Origin of the sequence: Marinimicrobium sp. C2-29 (assembly GCF_038419845.1) — a bacterium.
Classification (GTDB): Bacteria; Pseudomonadota; Gammaproteobacteria; order Pseudomonadales; family Cellvibrionaceae; genus Marinimicrobium.
Genome location: NZ_JBCAQT010000002.1, coordinates 337,038 through 354,202, shown reverse-complemented (window position 1 = coordinate 354,202; position 17,165 = coordinate 337,038). Strand labels below are relative to the sequence as shown.

Sequence of the window (17,165 nt, the reverse complement as noted above, 5' to 3'; positions counted from 1 at the left end):
GAAAACCGGCGACTCGTGTAAATCAGGGATCCCGTATCGACGGCTTGTCCAGCCCCTGGCGCTCAAGCTTTTCGATCAGCGCCGCTTTGGCGTTGTCGAAATCTCCCAGATCCAGTTTTTCCCGCCTCTCTGACAGCTGTTGATAGAGCGCTTCGGCTTGCGCCTGAATGCGCTCCCGGTCGTCGTCGCCCAGGCTCACGTCGAGTTTCTCCAGGTGTTGACGCACATTGGCCTCGCGCATGGCGGGGATGGGGAGGCCACCGCTGCGGCGCCGGGAGACTTCGTTCCAGGCCAGCGCTTTCAATAAGTGCCCTTTGGCGCTCTGGTGTTGATCCTCATGCGCGGAGGCCATGGCCTTTGAGGTCTCGTTGAGCGCCAGGCGGTCGAGGGCCACGACCGACCCGCGTGTGGCCGCCTCGCGGTACAGTACTTCGGCCTGCTCAAGCTGCTGCTCACCCCAGGCGGCCTGATCGCCGAGGCGCTGCAGAGCAAAGAGATCGCCACTGTCGGCCAGGGCCTGCAATGTCTCGCGGTCGTAATACTCATAACCGAGGGATTCCAGTTCGATGCCGCGCTCCAGGGCCCAGGCGAAATACTCCTCCTCTTCCTCCGGGGTCACGCCAGCAGCGGCCAGCCAGTCCGCTCGAGTATCGAACACTGGCGGCTCCCCTTCTGCTTGCGCATCCGCGTCATTCTCGGAGCCGCCCGCCGGCACTTCCGCCAGACGTTCATTCAGGCGACCGCGCAGCTTCTGCCAGGCCGCTTCTGACTGGTTTGTCTCCGGAGGATTCTCGGAGGTCGTCGAGTCGGCCGGTGAGGGGCTGATGCGCGAGGGCTCCGACGCCGAATCCCGGGAAGGGTCGGTACTCAGCCGATAAAAGCCTCCGGCGGCGGCCGCTGCCACCACAATCACAATAACCGCCTTGCGCATCAATGCTCCCGTTGAATCAGCGTTTTTCGTTGTCCCAGTGTAATGCGAAGCGTCGAGCGGTGACTACGGATAAAGGCGGCATTGAGGCCGAGTCTGCTTCCCCCCGGCGCTTGTCTGGTATCATCCTGCGTTAACACGCACTCTCAACTGGATGAATTATGTCCGAGACCTTACGCATTGCCACCCGCAAATCCCTGCTCGCCCTCTGGCAGGCGGAGTACGTCAAAGCCGAGCTGGAGCGCCACCACCCGGGCCTGACCGTGGAGCTGGTGCCCCTTAGCAGCCGGGGCGACGAAATTCTGGATGTGCCCCTGGCCAAAGTGGGTGGCAAGGGGTTGTTCGTCAAAGAGCTGGAGCGCGCCATTACCAGCGATGAGGCCGACATTGCCGTGCACTCCATGAAGGATGTGCCCATGGAGTTTCCCGAAGGACTGGGCCTGCCGGTGATCTGCCCGCGCGAAGATCCGCGCGATGCCTTTGTCTCCAATCACTACGATCAGCTCAGTGACATGCCCGCCGGCACGGTGGTGGGCACCTCCAGCCTGCGCCGTCAGTGCCAGATTCTGGCCGCGCGACCAGACCTGCAGGTGAAATTTCTGCGCGGCAACGTCCAGACCCGGCTGCGCAAGCTGGACGACGGCGAATACGACGCCATTGTGCTGGCTACTGCCGGGCTGATCCGGCTCGAACTCGAGGACCGGATCCGCAGCCGTATTGCCCCCGAAGAGAGCCTGCCCGCAGGGGGGCAGGGTGCCGTGGGTATCGAGTGTCGCAATGACGATACGCGCACCATCGAGCTGATCCGCCCTCTGCATCACCAGGATACGGCCGACCTTGTGCTGGCCGAGCGCGCCATGAACCGGCGCCTGCAAGGTAGCTGCGAAACACCCATAGGCTGCTATGCTATACCTTGCGAGGAAGGCCTCTGGTTGCGGGCCCTGGTCGGCTCGCCCGATGGCAAAAAAATGCTGTATGACGAGCTGCGCGGCCCCATTGCCGACAATGAGGCAATGGGCACGGCCCTGGCCGAGCGGCTGCTGGCCGCCGGCGCCGATCGCATTCTGGCCAACGTCTACGGCCAGGAGCGCTAGCGATGGCCGGGCTCGAGGGCCTGCGGGTGCTGATTACCCGGCCCGAACCCCAAGCGCAGGCCTGGGCCCGGACGCTCGCCGGGCAAGGCGCCGAGCCCATTGCCGTGCCCATGATGGCCCTGGAGGCACTGACGGAACCGGCGGAGAAGCAGGCGATCAAGAACATCATTCTGGACTTCGACCTGTACCAGAAGGCGATTTTTGTCAGCCAGAATGCCGTGGCCTATGCGCTGGAGTGGCTGGAGGACTACTGGCCCCAGCTGCCCATCGGCATCGAATACTTTGCCGTGGGCGAGCGCACCGCCGAGGCGCTGCGTGAGCACGGCATTGAAGTGACCGCCCTGCAGAGCCGGGGCGCGATGAACAGCGAGGCCCTGTTGCGGTCCGCCCCCCTGCAACAAGAGCAGGTAGAGGAACAACGCATTGTGATTTTTCGCGGCCGAGGTGGGCGCGGAATACTGGGCGAAACGCTACAGACCCGTGGCGCGCGGGTCCATTACTGCGAGCTCTACCAGCGGGTGGTGCCGACCGGCGCCGCCGAGCGGCTGGACCGGGCACTGACGGATGCTTCGGCGGAGCCACTGATTGTCGCTTTACACAGTGGCGAGACTCTGGAAAATTACGCCCAGACACTGGCGCAATTGCCGATCGACGGGCCGGCTCGACGAACCCTGGCCCGGGCGCCCATACTGGTACCCGGCGAACGGGTGGCGCAGCAGGCAAAGACACTGGGCTTTACCCGCGTATTCATTGCGGAGAACGCCACCGACCCGAGTATGCTGGACGCTTTACACCAGGCTGTGAACGACCCGGCACTCCTTCAGACCAACGGAACCCTAGACCGTGACTGACACCAACGACAGCAACACCGATTCCAGCACTGAGCCCAAACCTGAGTCCCATCCTGAGTCAAAGGCTGAGTCCAAAGCTGAGGTCAAAAAAGACCCCACCCCCTCGGGTGAAAAGGGCAGTGCACCCCCCAAATCGACGGCCAAACCGGGCCGAAAGGCGCGCCAGCCGGGCGGCGGAAAGGGCAAGAAAACGCTGCTGACGCTGATTGTCCTGGTGGTACTGGGGCTGGTGGCGGCGGTGGGCTACGGCAGCTGGACTGTCTGGCAGATCGTGCAGGAACAGGACACGGAATTGGCCGAGCTGGACGATGACCTGAAAGACCAGAGCGAGACCCTCGCGCAACAGCGCCGGACGCTCGAGCAGCAATCAAGCCAGCTGGAGCAGATGCCCCAACGACTGCGGCAACAGGTGCAACAGGACCTGGAGCAGGTCCTGCGCGAGCAGAACAGTGATCAGAGCGAGCTGCTGGCCAACCTGGAGCAGCGCCTCAACCGGGTTGACCGGCGGCTGAGCGCCATCGCCGGCACCAACCGGGAAGATTGGAAGCTGGCCGAGGCCGAGTACCTCCTGCGCCTGGCCAACCAGCGGCTGGTGCTGGAGCGGGACAGCCAGAACGCCCTGGCGCTGGCCCAGACCGCCGATGCCATCCTGCGCGACCTGGACGACAGCAACCTGCTACCGGTGCGACGCGCCCTGGCGAGCGATATTCAGGCGCTGAAGCTAACCGACCCGGTCGATCGCGAGGGGCTCTACCTGCAGTTACTCGCCCTGGGCGAGCAGATTCCCAACCTGCCACTGGTCGAACCCCTGAGCGAGCGCACGCCCGATATGGGCGACACGAGCGCGACCCCCGAAGCCGATGCAGAACCAGAAGCCGATGGCGCCTGGGACCGGGTCAAACAGAGCTTTGGACGGGTGCTGCAGCGGCTGAGCAATCATATCCGGATTCGTCGCCACGAAGAACCCATCACCGCCCTGGCCGACCCGCGCGAGCAATTCTATCTGCGCCAGCAGCTGCAACTGATGCTGGAACAGGCCCAGGCGGCGCTGCTGCGCGAGGAGGGCGAGATTTTCCGCACCAGCCTGAACCGCGCCGCCGGCTGGCTGGAGGAGCACTACACCCTCAACCCCCAGACCCGGGAAGTGCGCGCCACTCTGCTGGAATTGGCGGAAACGCCGATTGCGCCCGAGCTACCGGACCTGAACGACGCCCTCAATCGGCTGGAAAGCCATATCGAGCAATTGCATCGCCTGTCGCCCGATTTTCAGCAAGCACCCGACAATGGCTCAGATGAGGAGTCCGACTCATGAAGCGGGCCCTGATTGTGTTTGTGCTGGTCATGGTACTGGGCGCTGCCGCCCTGAGTGCCATTCAGGCCGACAGCGGCTATGTGTTGATCGCGCTGGGGAACACCAGTATCGAGATGAGCTTCTGGCTCGCCGCACTGCTGCTGTTCGGTGCTCTGGGGGTCATCTGGCTGATCGGGCGACTGGTGCATGGCAGCGTCTCCGCCACCCGGAGGGCATCGGAGCGGCTATTCTCCGGTACCAGCGCCCGGGCCCAGCGACGCACCGCCAGCGGACTGGTGGATTTTATCGAGGGCAACTGGAAGCAGGCGCAGCGCAAGCTGTTGCGCGCCGCCGCCAAGTCCGGCACTCCCCTGATCAACTACCTGGCCGCCGCCCGCTCCGCCTATGAGCTGGGCGACCGGACCACGGCGCTGGAGCTGTTGCACAAGGCCGAGCAGAGCAGCCCCAACAGTGAGCTGGCCGTGGCCCTGACCCAGGCCCGCATGCAGTTGATGAGCCGCCGCTACGAGCAGTGCCTGGCGACCCTGGAGCGGGTCAAACGCAAAGCGCCTCAGCACCCCGTGGTACTCGACCTGTTGCGCCAGGTGTATGTGTCCCTGCAGGACTGGGAAGCGTTGAAAGCGCTGCTGCCCAGCCTGCGCGCCTATGGTAGCCAGAGTGAGGAAGAACTGGACGCCCTGGCCAGCCAGCTGTACTGCGCCCTGCTGGAGCAGGCCGGCCAGCGTGCCCGGACGCAGAACCCTGATCAGGCGGCGGAACAGCTGCACAAGGCCTGGCACGAGGTACCCGGCCCTCTCAGAAAACAGCCGGCGGTGGCCGGGCTCTACGCTCGCCAACTGTTGGACAACCGCCTGCACAGCGAGGCCGAAGCCGTGGTGCAGAAAACCCTGCACAAGCACTGGGACCCGGAGCTGGTCCGGCTCTACGGCCTGATCCCCGCCGCCGACCCCGGCCAGCAGCTGATCACCGCCGAAGGCTGGCTGAAAAAGCGCCCCGGCGATGCCACCCTGATGCTCACGCTCGGGCGCCTGAGCCTGCGCAACCAGCTCTGGGGCAAGGCACGCGAATACTTCCAGAGCAGTCTGCAGCTTCACAAGTACCCGGAAACCTGCGCCGAGCTGGCCCGATTGTTGGCGCACCTGGGCGAGCATAAAAAGAGCACCGAGTACTATCAGCAGGGCCTGTTGCTCACCACCGACGCTCTGCCGGAGTTACCCCAACCCAAAGAGGCAGGCCATTAGTGGGCCTCCGGCCTTCTTGCCACCGGTGGCAGAAACTGGATAATAGGCGCGTCTGAAGAACCCCATAATAAAACGCGGTTGAAGTAGGGAGTTTACCCAAAACCGGAAACGCGGTACCGACCCGATCGAGTACCGTTACGAAGGAGCTTGCCCATGCCTTTCCCCGTCCTGTTCAAGCTGGGCCTGATGGCCCTGCTGGCCGTGCGCTATCGGCTGAAATTCATAGCCCTGATCGGTTGCATCATTCTGGCCCTGCTGGCAGTCACTTTTGCCGCCGGCAAGATCTATCAGCACCTGGACCGCGACCCGGACCGGGGCGCCATCGGAATCGAAGACGGCGCCCTGGGCGAGAGCTACAGCACCCCCATCTATCTGGATCAGGGCTGGGAGCCGGCCGATACCCTCTGGTACTACAACACCACCCAGGGGTCGGCACTTTTGCCCTACGACCTGTTCATCGCCCTGGAGCAGGCGGACTCGGACACGCTGTTCCGCGATGACCACAACATGGACCGTTACCGCTACCTGCCCCAGAAACCCACCTTTTTCAATCCTGACGGCCTCCCCGTGGGCTTTGCCAGGGAAAACTACAAGGGCAAGGACTACATGGGCTTTACCTGCGCCGCCTGCCACACGGGCCAGATCAACTACAAGGGCAAAGCCATTCGCATTGATGGCGGACCGGCCATGGCGGACATGACCGGATTTCTCGCCGGCCTGGAAAAGGCGCTGGTGGCCGCCCGGGACGAGGCGCCCAAGCAGGAGCGGGTGGTGGAGCGCGCCCTGGCGCTGGACAACGACTACCGCACACCCCGGGAGGTGATTGACGATCTGGACCGCTGGGCCGAGCAGATCCGGACCTACAACACCGTCAACCACAGTCACGTCGACTACGGCTACGCGCGCCTGGACGCCTTTGGCCGTATCTACAACCGGGTGCTCCAGCATGTGCTGAACCGCGACCAGCTGGCCAAACTGCTGCTCAGGGCCACAGGGCCGACCGGCGACCTGCTGCTGACCCGCGCCGAAGTGGAGCAGGTGCTGGAGGGCGTGGACCCGACACTGATCGACGACGAGGCCTTCAACCGCATCGTGACCCGCCTGCAGTCGAGCGAGTCGGGGCTGCCCGGGTTGTCGCAGCGCGACATGCTGCGCCTGCGCAACCAGATATTCAACGAACCCAATGCCCCGGTGAGCTACCCCTTCCTCTGGGACATTACCCACTCCGATTACGTCCAGTGGAATGGGCTGGCCAACAACGCCGAACTCGGGCCGCTGGGCCGCAATGTGGGCGAGGTGATCGGTGTGTTCGCCAAGCTGGACTGGGAAGTGAAAGAGCCGGGCTTCAGCCTGTCGGGCTACCTGACCGGGCAGAAAAACAAACGCGAACGCATCGCCTTTGAGTCCTCCATTGACCTGGTCAATCTGCAGCGGCTGGAAGCCCACCTGGGGCACCTGGAATCACCCCAGTGGCCTGAAGAAATTCTGGGCGCCATCGACCGGGAGCGCGCCGCCCGGGGCCAGCGCCTGTACGCACGCTATTGCCAGAGCTGCCATCAGGTGGTTCAACCCGATGCCTGGGATCGCCTGGTGGTCGCCAAAATGACCGATATCGAGCAACTGGGCACCGACCCGGCCGCCGCCCGCAACGGCGTCGAGTACAAAGGGCAGGCCGGCAACTTCAAAAACACCTACCAGAAAACCGCCGTCGGCCCCCTGGTGCTGGAAGAAACCGCCCCGGTGGTACAGATTCTGACGTCGGTCACCAAGGGCGCCGTTTCCACCCCGGACGCCGACAAGAACCCTCTGCGGCGCGGGCTCGACTGGCTCTATACCCTGGGTCTGTCGCTGTTTGAAAACGACATCGAGTACAGCGTCAAGGCCGGCAACTACCGCCCGGACACCACGGCGCGGCCCTACGACTCGCTGCTGGCCTACAAGGGCCGCTCGCTCAACGGCATCTGGGCCACGGCGCCCTATCTGCACAACGGCTCGGTGCCCACGCTGTACGACCTGCTCCTGCCCAAAAAGCGCGAGGGAGACCCGGAAGAGGGCGAGTACCGCCCGGACCATTTCCAGGTCGGCAGCCGGGAGTTTGACCCGATCAAGGTGGGCTTCAAAACCGAAGGCTACGAGGGCTTCCGCTTTACCAGCGGGCGCCGGGGAGATGGCAACGGCGGCCACGAATACGCCGCCGGGCGCACCCCCCAGCCCAACGGCGAAGTGCTGCCCGCGCTCTCGGCCGAGCAGCGCATGGACCTGCTGGAGTACCTGAAAACACTCTGACAGGAGAGTACGCGGGCGAGCGGGGAACCAAACGCCCCGGTTCGAACACCAAGGGAGGCGCCAGCGAGTAGCCAGCTTCGGCCGAGCCACCGGGATTCACCGGTGTTTTTTGTGCCAATAGCGGTTATCCTGCGCTCCCGATCACCCGCGAGTCCAACTGGTACCATGGCAGTAATGCGTTACCTGACAGCCCATCTGTTTCACTCTCTGTTGCTTTCCAGTCTTTTCTGTGGGGCGGCGGCCGCCTCTGATGACATGTCCCACCGGCCGGTGGACTACGTTCAGGCGCTCGAGCAGTACCTGGTGGAAGAGATCATGCCCCATATCCCCGGTGCCGCCCTGGCGGTGATCGCGGACGGACAGATCGAGTTGCTCAAAGGCTATGGGGTACGCCGCGCCGGGGGAAGCAAGCCGATCAATCGCGATACCGTATTTCGCCTGGCCTCGGTCTCCAAGACCATTGCCGCCACCTCGGCCGGTGTGGCGGTGCACGAGGGCGATCTCCAGTGGCAGACCCCCGTGAGTGAGCATCTGACCCTGCAGTTCAAAAACCCGGACTACGGCGAACGCATTACTCTGCAGAGCGTACTCTCGCACACCACCGGGCTCATGCCCCAGGCCTACACCAACCTGATTGAAGCGAATATTCCCTACCAGGAGGTGGCCGAGCGCATTCGCGAAGTGGAATTCATCTGCCCGCCCGAGACCTGCTACAGCTATCAGAACGTGGCCTTCAGCCTGGTGGGAGACCTGCTGTTGGCCGCCACCGGTGAAACCTATGAGGACTACACCACCCGGCGTCTGTTCCGGCCCCTGAATATGAACACCGCCTCATTTGGCTGGCAGGCCTTTACCGAGAACCCCAATCGCGCCACTCCTCACATCAAGAGCCGGGGGCGCTGGCATCCGGTGGAGCCCTCCCCCAATTACTACAATGTGGCGCCCGCCGCCGGTGCCAATGCCAGCATAGCCGACATGGCGCAATGGGTCCGGGCGCAACTGGGGCAGCGCCCCGATGTGCTGCCGCTCGAATTGCTCGAGCAGATTCACAGCCCCCAGGTGGCCACCAGCTTTCGCCAGGCGCACTACCGTTCACACCCGGCCCTGAGCAATATTCACTACGGCCTGGGCTGGCGCATTTTTGATTTTGCCGAGCACCAGCACTTCGTTCACCATGGCGGCTGGGTCGAGGGAACGCGCACGGAAGTACTGTTCAACCGGGAGCGACAGATGGGCCTGGTTTTTTTATCCAACTCGGAGAACCGCTACGCGCGCGAGGTCGTATACCGCTTCCTGGAATTGTACGCCGACTACTACCGCCAGATTGAAGCGCCCGCGCTGTTGCGCAAAACTGATCGCCAGGGCCCGTCACCGACCAACGGATAGCCACCGCCATGAACGTTGAGTTTATCGACAGCATCCACTCGGTCACCGCCGAGCAGTGGGACCGGCTGAGCCCCCGGGATTACCCCTTTACCCGCCACGCCTTTCTCGCCGCACTGGAAGACAGTGGCAGCCTGGGCGCCGGGCGCGGCTGGCAACCCCAACACCTGACCCTGCTCGATGACCGGGGCCAGCTGGCCGCGGTCATGCCCACCTACCTCAAAACCCACTCTTACGGCGAGTACGTGTTTGACTGGGCCTGGGCCAATGCCTACGCCGAGCACGGGCTGGATTACTACCCCAAACTGGTCAGCGCCATTCCTTTCACGCCCTGTCAGGGGCCCCGGTTACTGGCGGGCGGCGATGAAAGTGCCTGGGCTCCGGTGGCGGCCGAAGCGCTGCGCCAGCGGGCGTTGGCACTGGGCGCCTCCGGCTGGCACTGCCTGTTTCCCGAGGCGGCCCTGAGCGAAGCGCTGGCCGGAGCCGGCAGCGCGGTGCGCACCGGCTGTCAGTTTCACTGGCACAACCGGGGCTATCGCGATTTTGATGACTTTCTGGCGGTGATGAACTCGCGCAAGCGCAAAAACATCCGCAAGGAGCGCCGTCAGGTGGCGGAGCAGGGCATCGTGTTCGAGCGGCGCGAGGGCGCGGCCATCAGCGCCGGGGACTGGGACAATTTTTATCTGCTGTACCAGCTGACCTACCTCAAGCGCAGCGGGCAGGGCGGCTATCTTACCCGGGCCTTTTTTCCGCTACTGGGCGAGCGGCTGTCCGATCACGTCACCATGATTCTGGCCAAACGGGCGGGCGAGACCATCGCCGCCGCGCTCTTTTTCAGAGACGCTACCACCCTGTACGGGCGCTACTGGGGCTGCCGGGAGGAGTACGAATTCCTGCACTTTGAAACCTGCTATTACCAGGGGCTGGATTACGCGATGGATCTCGGCCTGCAACGCTTTGATGGCGGCGCCCAGGGCGAGCACAAGGTGGCGCGCGGGTTCGAACCCACCGCCACCGTCTCCAACCACTGGCTCGCGGAGCCGGCCTTTCAGGCGGCGGTGGAGGACTTTGTCGAACGCGAGGGTCAGGAGGTGCTGGCCTACATCGAGGCGGCGCGGGCGCATCTCCCCTACAAAGTCGGCTAGAATTCAGGTTTAATCCCCCATCCGAATCCCACGTTGAATAATCACAGGCCCGCACTCCCACTCATGCTGCCCAAACTGCTCGACCCCCGACAGATACTCACGGTCATGGATCAGATTGATCGGGATCCGCCGTCCTACTCACTCTCGCGCCCGGACGCGCTGCGCCGGGTGTTTGTCACCCTGGCCTGCGTCTCGGTCAGTCTGCTGATCCTGCACTACGCCAAACACTCCTACAATCTGCAGGCCCTGTTGGTCGCGCTGGCGCAGCGGAACGGACTGGAGGCCTCCGCCTATACCCGGCTCTGGTTCGACTCCGGCTGGTCTCAGCTCTGGTCGTACGTCTGGTGGACCAGCTGGCACTGGCTGTGTTTTCTGCTGCTGCCCTGGCTGGTGATCCGCCTGTTCTGGCGCGAACCGCTGGGCGACTTTGGCTGGCGTTGGGGCGAAACCCACCGCCACTGGCCGGGCTACCTGTTGCTGCTCAGCCCCATTCTGGTGTTCGTGGTGCTGGTCAGTCAGGGCGAGGATTTCGTCAATCACTACCCGTTTTACCGCGACGCCGGGCGCAGCTGGTTCGATCTGATCGCCTGGGAGCTGCTGTATCTGAGCCAGTTTGTGGTGCTGGAGTTTTTCTTTCGCGGTTTCATGCTCCGGGCCCTGCGCCCGGCCCTGGGGGCCAACGCCATCTGGATCATGTGCGTGCCCTACCTGATGATCCACTTTCCCAAGCTGTGGCTGGAGGCCACCGGGGCCATCCTGTTCGGGCTCTTTCTGGGGATTCTGGCACTGCGCTCGCGCTCGATCTGGGGCGGGGTTCTGGTGCACGCCGGGGTGGCGTTGAGTATGGATCTGGCGGCGCTGATCCAGAAAGGTCAGATCCCGACCCAGTGGTGGCCCTTTTGAGCGACTACCGTCAGAACAGGCTGGACTGGGATTGGACGGTACGGCGGCTGACATAGTCCGTCGCCGCCTGCACTGGCACCGGCCGGGAAAAATGGTAGCCCTGACCCAGCTCACAGCCCAGCTCTGACAGCTGCTGCGCCACCTCCGGGCTCTCGATGCCCTCGGCAATGACCCCCAGCTCCAGCGCATGGGCCATGGAGATGATCGCCCGCACCAGGTGCAGGCCGGTATCCTGCCCGATTCGGGCGACAAAGCTCTGGTCAATTTTCAGCACATCCAGTGGAAAGCGCTGCAGGTAGCTCAGGGAGGAGTAGCCCGTACCAAAGTCGTCCACCATGATGGTGCATCCCATCTCCATCAGGTGTTGCATGCGATCGATCACCTGCGGGTTGTCGTCGGCCAGAATGCTCTCGGTGAGCTCGAGCTTCAGCTGTCCCGGGCGCACGCCGTGCAGCGCCAGCGCCTGACGCACGGTTTCGATCAGGCCCGACTGGAAAAACTGGACACTGGAGAGATTCACGCTCACATAGAAAGCCCGGGGCCCGAGTAGCTCGCGGTTCCAGCGCCCGATCTGGCGACAGGCCTGCTGCAACACCCAGTCACCGAGCGGATTGATCAGCCCGGTCTCCTCCGCCAGCGGAATGAATTCACCCGGTGACACCAGGGTTCCGTCCTCGCGCCGCCAGCGAATCAACGCCTCAAAGCCCCGGAACTCCCCGTCCGGCAGAGTGACAATGGGCTGATAAAAGAGCTCGAAGTGCTCGCACCGAAGGGCGTGACGCAGATCCTGCTCGAGCTGCAGGCGCTTCTGTTCGGCCGCGTGCATCTGCTCGTCAAACACACAGCTACGCCCCGGCCCCGCGCGCTTGGCCAGATCCTTGGCAATGGTGGCATCGCGATAGATCTGTTCGCCGTCGCGATAGCGAGGATCATAGAGCGCCACCCCGATACTGAGCGAGAGAAAAAACTCCTGCTCGCCCAGGTGGAAGACCTGGGCAAACGCCTGCTGCAGCCGCTGCGCCTCATCCTCCAACAGGGCTGCATCCACGTTGTCCTCGAACAGGAGGGCAAACTCATCGCCACCCACGCGGGCGACCAGCACCGCCCGGGGCACAGCGGCCTTGATACGGCGGGCAATCACCTTCAGCAATTGATCGCCCCGGCTCAAACCAAAGTTGTCGTTAATGCTCTTGAAGCGATTGACATCGACAAACATCAGGGCGAACGACGTCGGCGCGGTGCGACCGGGCTTGCCCACCAGTGGCCGCGCGTCCCGGAAGAGCGCCTCGAGCCGGTTCATCAGAAACTTCCGGTTGGGCAGATCGGTCAGCGGGTCGTTGAACGCCAGATAGCGCAGTTCTTCTTCCATCTGCTTGCGCTCGGTAATATCGAAGACCGTGCCCATATACAGGGGGGCCGGACGGGCATCCATCACCACCAGAGAGACATGCAACCAGTGCTGCCTGCCATCACGGCCGGTCACAAAGGTTTCCCGATACAGGGTTTTACGGGGAACGGTTTCGCCCTGGGAGGACGCGCCGACGCGTTGTCCGCCCAGTTCCCGACCGGGATCAAAACCAAACAGGTCCGCGACCGGCATCTGGTACAGGTCCCCCTCGCTGTAGCCGGTAATGGTGCTCATGGCGGGATTGACGTAATCAAAGGCATCGTCACAGGTAAAAATCCCGATTTCGCTCGCCTCCGCCAGCAGGTCAAAGCGACGCTCACTCCGGCGCAGATGCGCCGCGATCGCCCTGAAACGCCACCAGAGACACACGCCAATGCCCATGGCGAGCAACAGGCCCACCAGGCTGTACGCCAGTATCACGTAGTGTTGAGTCACAAACTCTATGGGCCAGGACATGGATCCACTCATCATTATTATCGGCGAGTCTACTCGATACCTAGATTCTCGCTATGTAGCGTGACAGCGCTTCGTATTTGTTCGCGTCCTGGTCGACAAAGCGGATGATCAATCTGACAATCTGTGTCTGGGGGTCATTTTCAGCGGCCTGCACACTGTGCACATAGCCGTTCAAGCGCGCGGGACCGTCATCGGTGTCCGGCTCGATATCCACCACCACCGGATCAAACAGCGCGGGCAGCGTCTCCGCCCGGGAGATCAACCCGGTCAGCGCCTGCAGTGACAGCTCTCTGACCACGCAGTGCGTCGGCTCACCCCGGTTGGCGAAACGTAATTGCGCCCGTGCTTTCACTTTTTTGGCTTGGGCCCCGGTACCGGCACTCGCCGGCTTGCCGGCCGATCGCCCCCCGGTCAGCACGTTCACTGAATGCTCCGCCACTCCCCGGGCGGCGGCATGGGCTCCGGCCTCCGGCACTTTGCCCACCCGAGCCAACTGCTTGTTGACCTTGCGCAGCAGCTCTTCGGGTGTGAAGGGCTTGACCAGATAATCGTTGGCGCCGGCTTCCACGGCCTTGACCACGTGCCCCCGATCCCCCCGGCTGGTAACCATCACAAAGGGAATGTTCGCGCCCTCTGGCTGCTTTCGCAACACGTCCAGCAGCTCATCTCCCCCCATGTTCGGCATTTCCCAGTCCGAGAGAATCAGATCGACGGTCTGGTTTTTCAGCGCCGCCAGGGCGCGGTGGCCATCAATCGCCTCCACCACTTCAACCCCGGCGATCCCCTCGCGCAGGTGTTTTTTTACCATATCCCGGATGAAACTGGCGTCGTCTACGACGAGGATGCGAAGTGCCATCAAGTATGCTCACAATAATCAAAAATGGAGTCAAACACAGGTTACCCCGGGTAAGCCAATCAGAATTGTATTACATAATGCAGGAGTCTGCCTGAATTGCTAGCCGGCGAGCGAGTGGCGGGAGCCAGATGACTGGGGGGAAGAAGACAGGGCACCGGAATCAACCGAGTGGGGCTGACTGGCCTCGACGGCCGCCCGCATCCAGAACAACAGCTCGGCCGGGTTGTGTAGCACCTCATCCGGCAACTGATAGAAGTGACTGCCCGGAAAGAGGGCGGTCTGAGGCTTGAGAGCGGGCATGGCGCGCTCCTGGTAGGCGGCGACGGAACTCTCATCCACCCGAAAATAGAGCCGGTTGTCCGCCACAAGTGCGAACAGATGCCCCTGATGGTAAACCCCCACTCCGGTGAAAATCCGTCTGTAATTGACCGGGGCCACCTGTGACAGGTGGTGCAGGAATTGATTGAGAGTGCGATTACTCACTGCCAAAAGTCATATCCTTGTTGAACTGGCGGTTCCAGAGAATTTACTGTGACCGACTTCTCATTTTAACCATGCACGGCGCGTAAAGTCACAAACAGCCGGCACCAAACTAAGAACGTTTCGGAGTTTAAAAATCGCCGCTTATTCACTATCCCGGGTGAAAACCCACTGATCACCCTTCGACAGGGTGTCATTGTAGGCATAGCCGCCGCCGGTAAAGCCCTTGAGCCCCTCGGCTTTTTTGATCCGGTTGCGGATGATGTAGGAGGCCATCATGCCGCGCGCCTTTTTGGCGTAAAAACTGATGATCTTGTACTGACCGTTCTTCCAGTCCTTGAATACCGGAGTCACCAGCCGCGCCTCCAGCTGTTTCGGCTGCACCGCTTTGAAGTACTCGTTGGAGGCAAGGTTCACCACCACCGAACCCGGTACCCGCTCGAGCTGATCGTTGATTGCCCGGGTCAGGTGATCTCCCCAGAACTGGTACAGATTGTTGCCGCCCGGGTTGGCAAGCCTGGTGCCCATTTCCAGCCGATAGGGCTGGATCAGATCGAGTGGTCGAAGCAGACCGTAAAGTCCAGAGAGAATGCGCAGGTGTTCCTGGGCAAACTCAAAGTCTTTGCGGCTGAACCGCTCGGCTTCCAGCCCCGTGTACACATCGCCCTTGAAAGCCAGCACGGCCTGCTTGGCGTTATCCGGCGTGAAAGGCGGCTGCCACTGGGCAAAGCGATCGTAGTTCAGCTGCCCGAGCTTGTCGCTGATGCCCATCAGGCTGGAGATATCCTGCGGGGCCAGCTTTCTGAGCACGTCAATCAGCTGCTGCGAGTCGTCGAGAAAATCCGGCTGGGTGGCCAGATCGCTGGCGGGCTCGGTCTCAAAGTCGAGGGTTTTCGCCGGGGAAATCAGTACCAACATAACAACGGGTTCTCTGGCAATAAGGGTATCAGTGCGCCGTTATTCCGGCTGTAATATGGGCTGCCACCAGTTCAGGGGCGTGGTGCCATCGGCCGGGTCGTAGACGTTGCCGTAGCGCCAGGCGCTGAGTTCATCCTTGCCAATCGCGTCTTCCAGAATTTTCTCAATCGCCTCAAAGCCACAGCTCACGTGAATCGTGAAAACCAACATACGGTCGTTGTTCAGATCCAGCTCACCCCCGAGTTTTTCCAGCGGCGGAACCAGCTTGTCGGCCAGAGAGGCCATATCGCCTTTGGTGAACACGCGCAGACTCACATTGCCGCTGCGCTTGACCAGTTCGAGCTCCTGGGTGGCCGGCAGGAGCTTGACCACATCGCCACCGGCAATCCCCTGGGCAAACGCGGGCGAGCGCACCAGCTGTAACTGCCCGGCATCGAGCTCGATCGCCGGCAGCTGCTCGACAATGGGCTGGCCGTCCGGGCGCGTACCGGCAAACAACTCAATGGTACGTAACGCTTTCTTCATTCGAACTCCCCTGCTATAAAGGGGGAACATTATACATATCTGTCAGCTGTCACTGGAGGACCCCTCGTGAATCGTACTCTGTCTCTCGTATTTGGTGTTGCCACGCTCGCATTGGGCCTGGGCGGCTGTTCGGTCAACCCGGTTACCGGTGAAAACGAGCTGTCCCTGATGTCAGCGCAGCAGGAGGTATCGATCGGCGCCGAAAATTACATGCCCAGCAAGCAATCTCAGGGGGGGCGCTACGTGGTGGATCCGGACCTGAACCTGTACGTCAACAACGTCATGGAGAAACTGGCCGCCGAAAGTGACCGCCCCGGTCTTCCCTATGAGATCGTGGTGCTGAACAATGGCACGCCCAACGCCTGGGCGCTGCCCGGTGGCAAGATGGCGATCAACCGCGGCCTGCTGGTGGAGCTCGAAGACGAGGCCCAGATGGCTTCGGTGATCGGACACGAGATTGTGCACGCCGCCGCCCGCCACGGCGCCTCCCAGGCCACGCGCAATATTCTGTTGCAGACCGGCATGATGGTGGCCGGGGTGGCCGCCTCCCAGTCCGACTCCGAGTACAGCGGTCTGGCGCTGGGGGCCGTGGCCGCCGGCGCCGGCGCCTGGCAGGCCAAGTACAGTCGCGGGCACGAGCTGGAGGCCGATCGCTACGGCATTGAGTACATGGCGCGCGCCGGCTACGACCCGGAAGCCGCCGTGGAGCTGCAACAGACCTTCGTCCGGCTCTCGGAAGGCCGCCAGAGCGGCTGGCTGGAGGGCCTGTTTGCCAGCCACCCGCCCTCACAGGAGCGCGTCGAGGCCAACAAGAAGCTTGCCGAAGAGTACGGCGGTGGCGCCCGCAACGAGACCGCCTTTGAGCGGGCCACCGCGCAGTTACGCGAAGATCAGCCCGCCTACGATCAGTACCAGGAGGCCCAGAAGGCCGCCTCCGAGAAACAGTACGATCGCGCCCTCGGGCTGGTGGAGCAGGCCATTGACCATCAACCCAGGGAGAATCTGTTCTGGGAACTCAAAGGCCAGCTGCTCATGCAGAAAGAGCAGAAGCAGGCAGCCATCGACGCCTTTGATCGCTCGGTCGCCGCCAACCCGGAGTTTTTCCGGCCACTGGTCTATCGGGGCCTGTTGCATAAAGAAGAGGGCAACGCCGACCAGGCCCGGCGCGACCTGGAGTCCAGCCAGAAACTGCTGCCCACGCAATTGGCCAGCTACCACCTGGGTGAGCTGGCGCTGCAGCGGGGCGATCGCGACCAGGCCATCGGTTACTTCCAGCAAGCCGCCCAGGGCGGCGGGAAGTTGGGCGAGGCCGCGCAGAGCCAGCTGAACAAGCTGGGCGCCTGAGGTCTCGGCCTCGCCAGTCGGGAGCCCTCTCGGGG

15 protein-coding genes are annotated in these 17,165 nt (G+C 62.7%); 9 read left to right on the top strand and 6 right to left on the bottom strand.

Annotated elements, in window-relative coordinates; all coding sequences use genetic code 11:
• Positions 1–22: 22 nt before the first annotated feature.
• Positions 23–931: a hypothetical protein gene (locus AAE484_RS03470; RefSeq protein ID WP_341936941.1), complete on the bottom strand. Its 909-nt coding sequence runs from the start codon at positions 929–931 to the stop codon at positions 23–25.
• A 158-nt stretch (positions 932–1,089) separates the two neighbouring features.
• Between AAE484_RS03470 and hemC the strand changes: the two genes are divergently transcribed.
• From hemC to AAE484_RS03430, 8 genes are all read left to right on the top strand, one after another.
• Positions 1,090–2,022: a hydroxymethylbilane synthase gene (gene hemC, locus AAE484_RS03465; RefSeq protein ID WP_341936940.1), complete on the top strand. Its 933-nt coding sequence runs from the start codon at positions 1,090–1,092 to the stop codon at positions 2,020–2,022.
• 2 nt (positions 2,023–2,024) lie between these two features.
• Entirely contained in the window at positions 2,025–2,873 is an 849-nt protein-coding gene (locus tag AAE484_RS03460; protein ID WP_341936939.1) for a uroporphyrinogen-III synthase, read from the top strand.
• A complete protein-coding gene (locus AAE484_RS03455; RefSeq protein ID WP_341936938.1) occupies positions 2,866–4,185 on the top strand; it encodes a uroporphyrinogen-III C-methyltransferase in 1,320 nt (439 codons plus the stop codon). Before AAE484_RS03460 ends, AAE484_RS03455 begins: the two co-directional genes overlap by 8 nt.
• The gene (locus AAE484_RS03450; RefSeq protein WP_341936937.1) at positions 4,182–5,426 is read left to right on the top strand and encodes a heme biosynthesis HemY N-terminal domain-containing protein; all 1,245 of its coding nucleotides are present in this window, start codon (positions 4,182–4,184) and stop codon (positions 5,424–5,426) included. The genes AAE484_RS03455 and AAE484_RS03450 overlap by 4 nt, the downstream gene beginning before the upstream one ends.
• A gap of 153 nt (positions 5,427–5,579) precedes the next feature.
• Positions 5,580–7,712: a di-heme-cytochrome C peroxidase gene (locus AAE484_RS03445; protein ID WP_341936936.1), complete on the top strand. Its 2,133-nt coding sequence runs from the start codon at positions 5,580–5,582 to the stop codon at positions 7,710–7,712.
• Between the two features lie 165 nt (positions 7,713–7,877).
• On the top strand, positions 7,878–9,098 hold the full coding sequence (locus AAE484_RS03440; RefSeq protein ID WP_341936935.1) for a serine hydrolase domain-containing protein: 1,221 nt from the start codon (positions 7,878–7,880) through the stop codon (positions 9,096–9,098).
• 8 nt (positions 9,099–9,106) lie between these two features.
• Positions 9,107–10,240 carry a GNAT family N-acetyltransferase gene (locus AAE484_RS03435; protein ID WP_341936934.1) on the top strand — a complete coding sequence of 378 codons (1,134 nt, stop codon included), beginning with the start codon at positions 9,107–9,109 and terminating at the stop codon, positions 10,238–10,240.
• A gap of 63 nt (positions 10,241–10,303) precedes the next feature.
• Positions 10,304–11,143 (top strand): CPBP family intramembrane glutamic endopeptidase, encoded by an 840-nt coding sequence (locus AAE484_RS03430; protein ID WP_341936933.1) that lies wholly within the window; start codon positions 10,304–10,306, stop codon positions 11,141–11,143.
• 10 nt (positions 11,144–11,153) lie between these two features.
• Here the strand turns inward: AAE484_RS03430 and AAE484_RS03425 are convergent, their stop codons facing one another.
• The 5 genes from AAE484_RS03425 to AAE484_RS03405 form a co-directional block, all read right to left on the bottom strand.
• On the bottom strand, positions 11,154–13,007 hold the full coding sequence (locus tag AAE484_RS03425) for a putative bifunctional diguanylate cyclase/phosphodiesterase (RefSeq protein ID WP_341936932.1): 1,854 nt from the start codon (positions 13,005–13,007) through the stop codon (positions 11,154–11,156).
• A gap of 40 nt (positions 13,008–13,047) precedes the next feature.
• Positions 13,048–13,863, bottom strand: a complete 816-nt coding sequence (locus AAE484_RS03420) for a response regulator (RefSeq protein ID WP_341936931.1) — start codon at positions 13,861–13,863, stop codon at positions 13,048–13,050.
• 99 nt (positions 13,864–13,962) lie between these two features.
• A complete protein-coding gene (locus AAE484_RS03415) occupies positions 13,963–14,346 on the bottom strand; it encodes a TfoX/Sxy family protein (protein WP_341936929.1) in 384 nt (127 codons plus the stop codon).
• 141 nt (positions 14,347–14,487) lie between these two features.
• Positions 14,488–15,261 (bottom strand): peroxide stress protein YaaA, encoded by a 774-nt coding sequence (yaaA, locus tag AAE484_RS03410; RefSeq protein WP_341936928.1) that lies wholly within the window; start codon positions 15,259–15,261, stop codon positions 14,488–14,490.
• A 39-nt stretch (positions 15,262–15,300) separates the two neighbouring features.
• Complete coding sequence (locus tag AAE484_RS03405) at positions 15,301–15,786, bottom strand: DUF4265 domain-containing protein (RefSeq protein ID WP_341936927.1); 486 nt, start codon at positions 15,784–15,786, stop codon at positions 15,301–15,303.
• Between the two features lie 66 nt (positions 15,787–15,852).
• Between AAE484_RS03405 and AAE484_RS03400 the strand changes: the two genes are divergently transcribed.
• Positions 15,853–17,130, top strand: a complete 1,278-nt coding sequence (locus AAE484_RS03400) for a M48 family metalloprotease (RefSeq protein WP_341936926.1) — start codon at positions 15,853–15,855, stop codon at positions 17,128–17,130.
• The last annotated feature ends 35 nt before the right edge of the window (positions 17,131–17,165 follow it).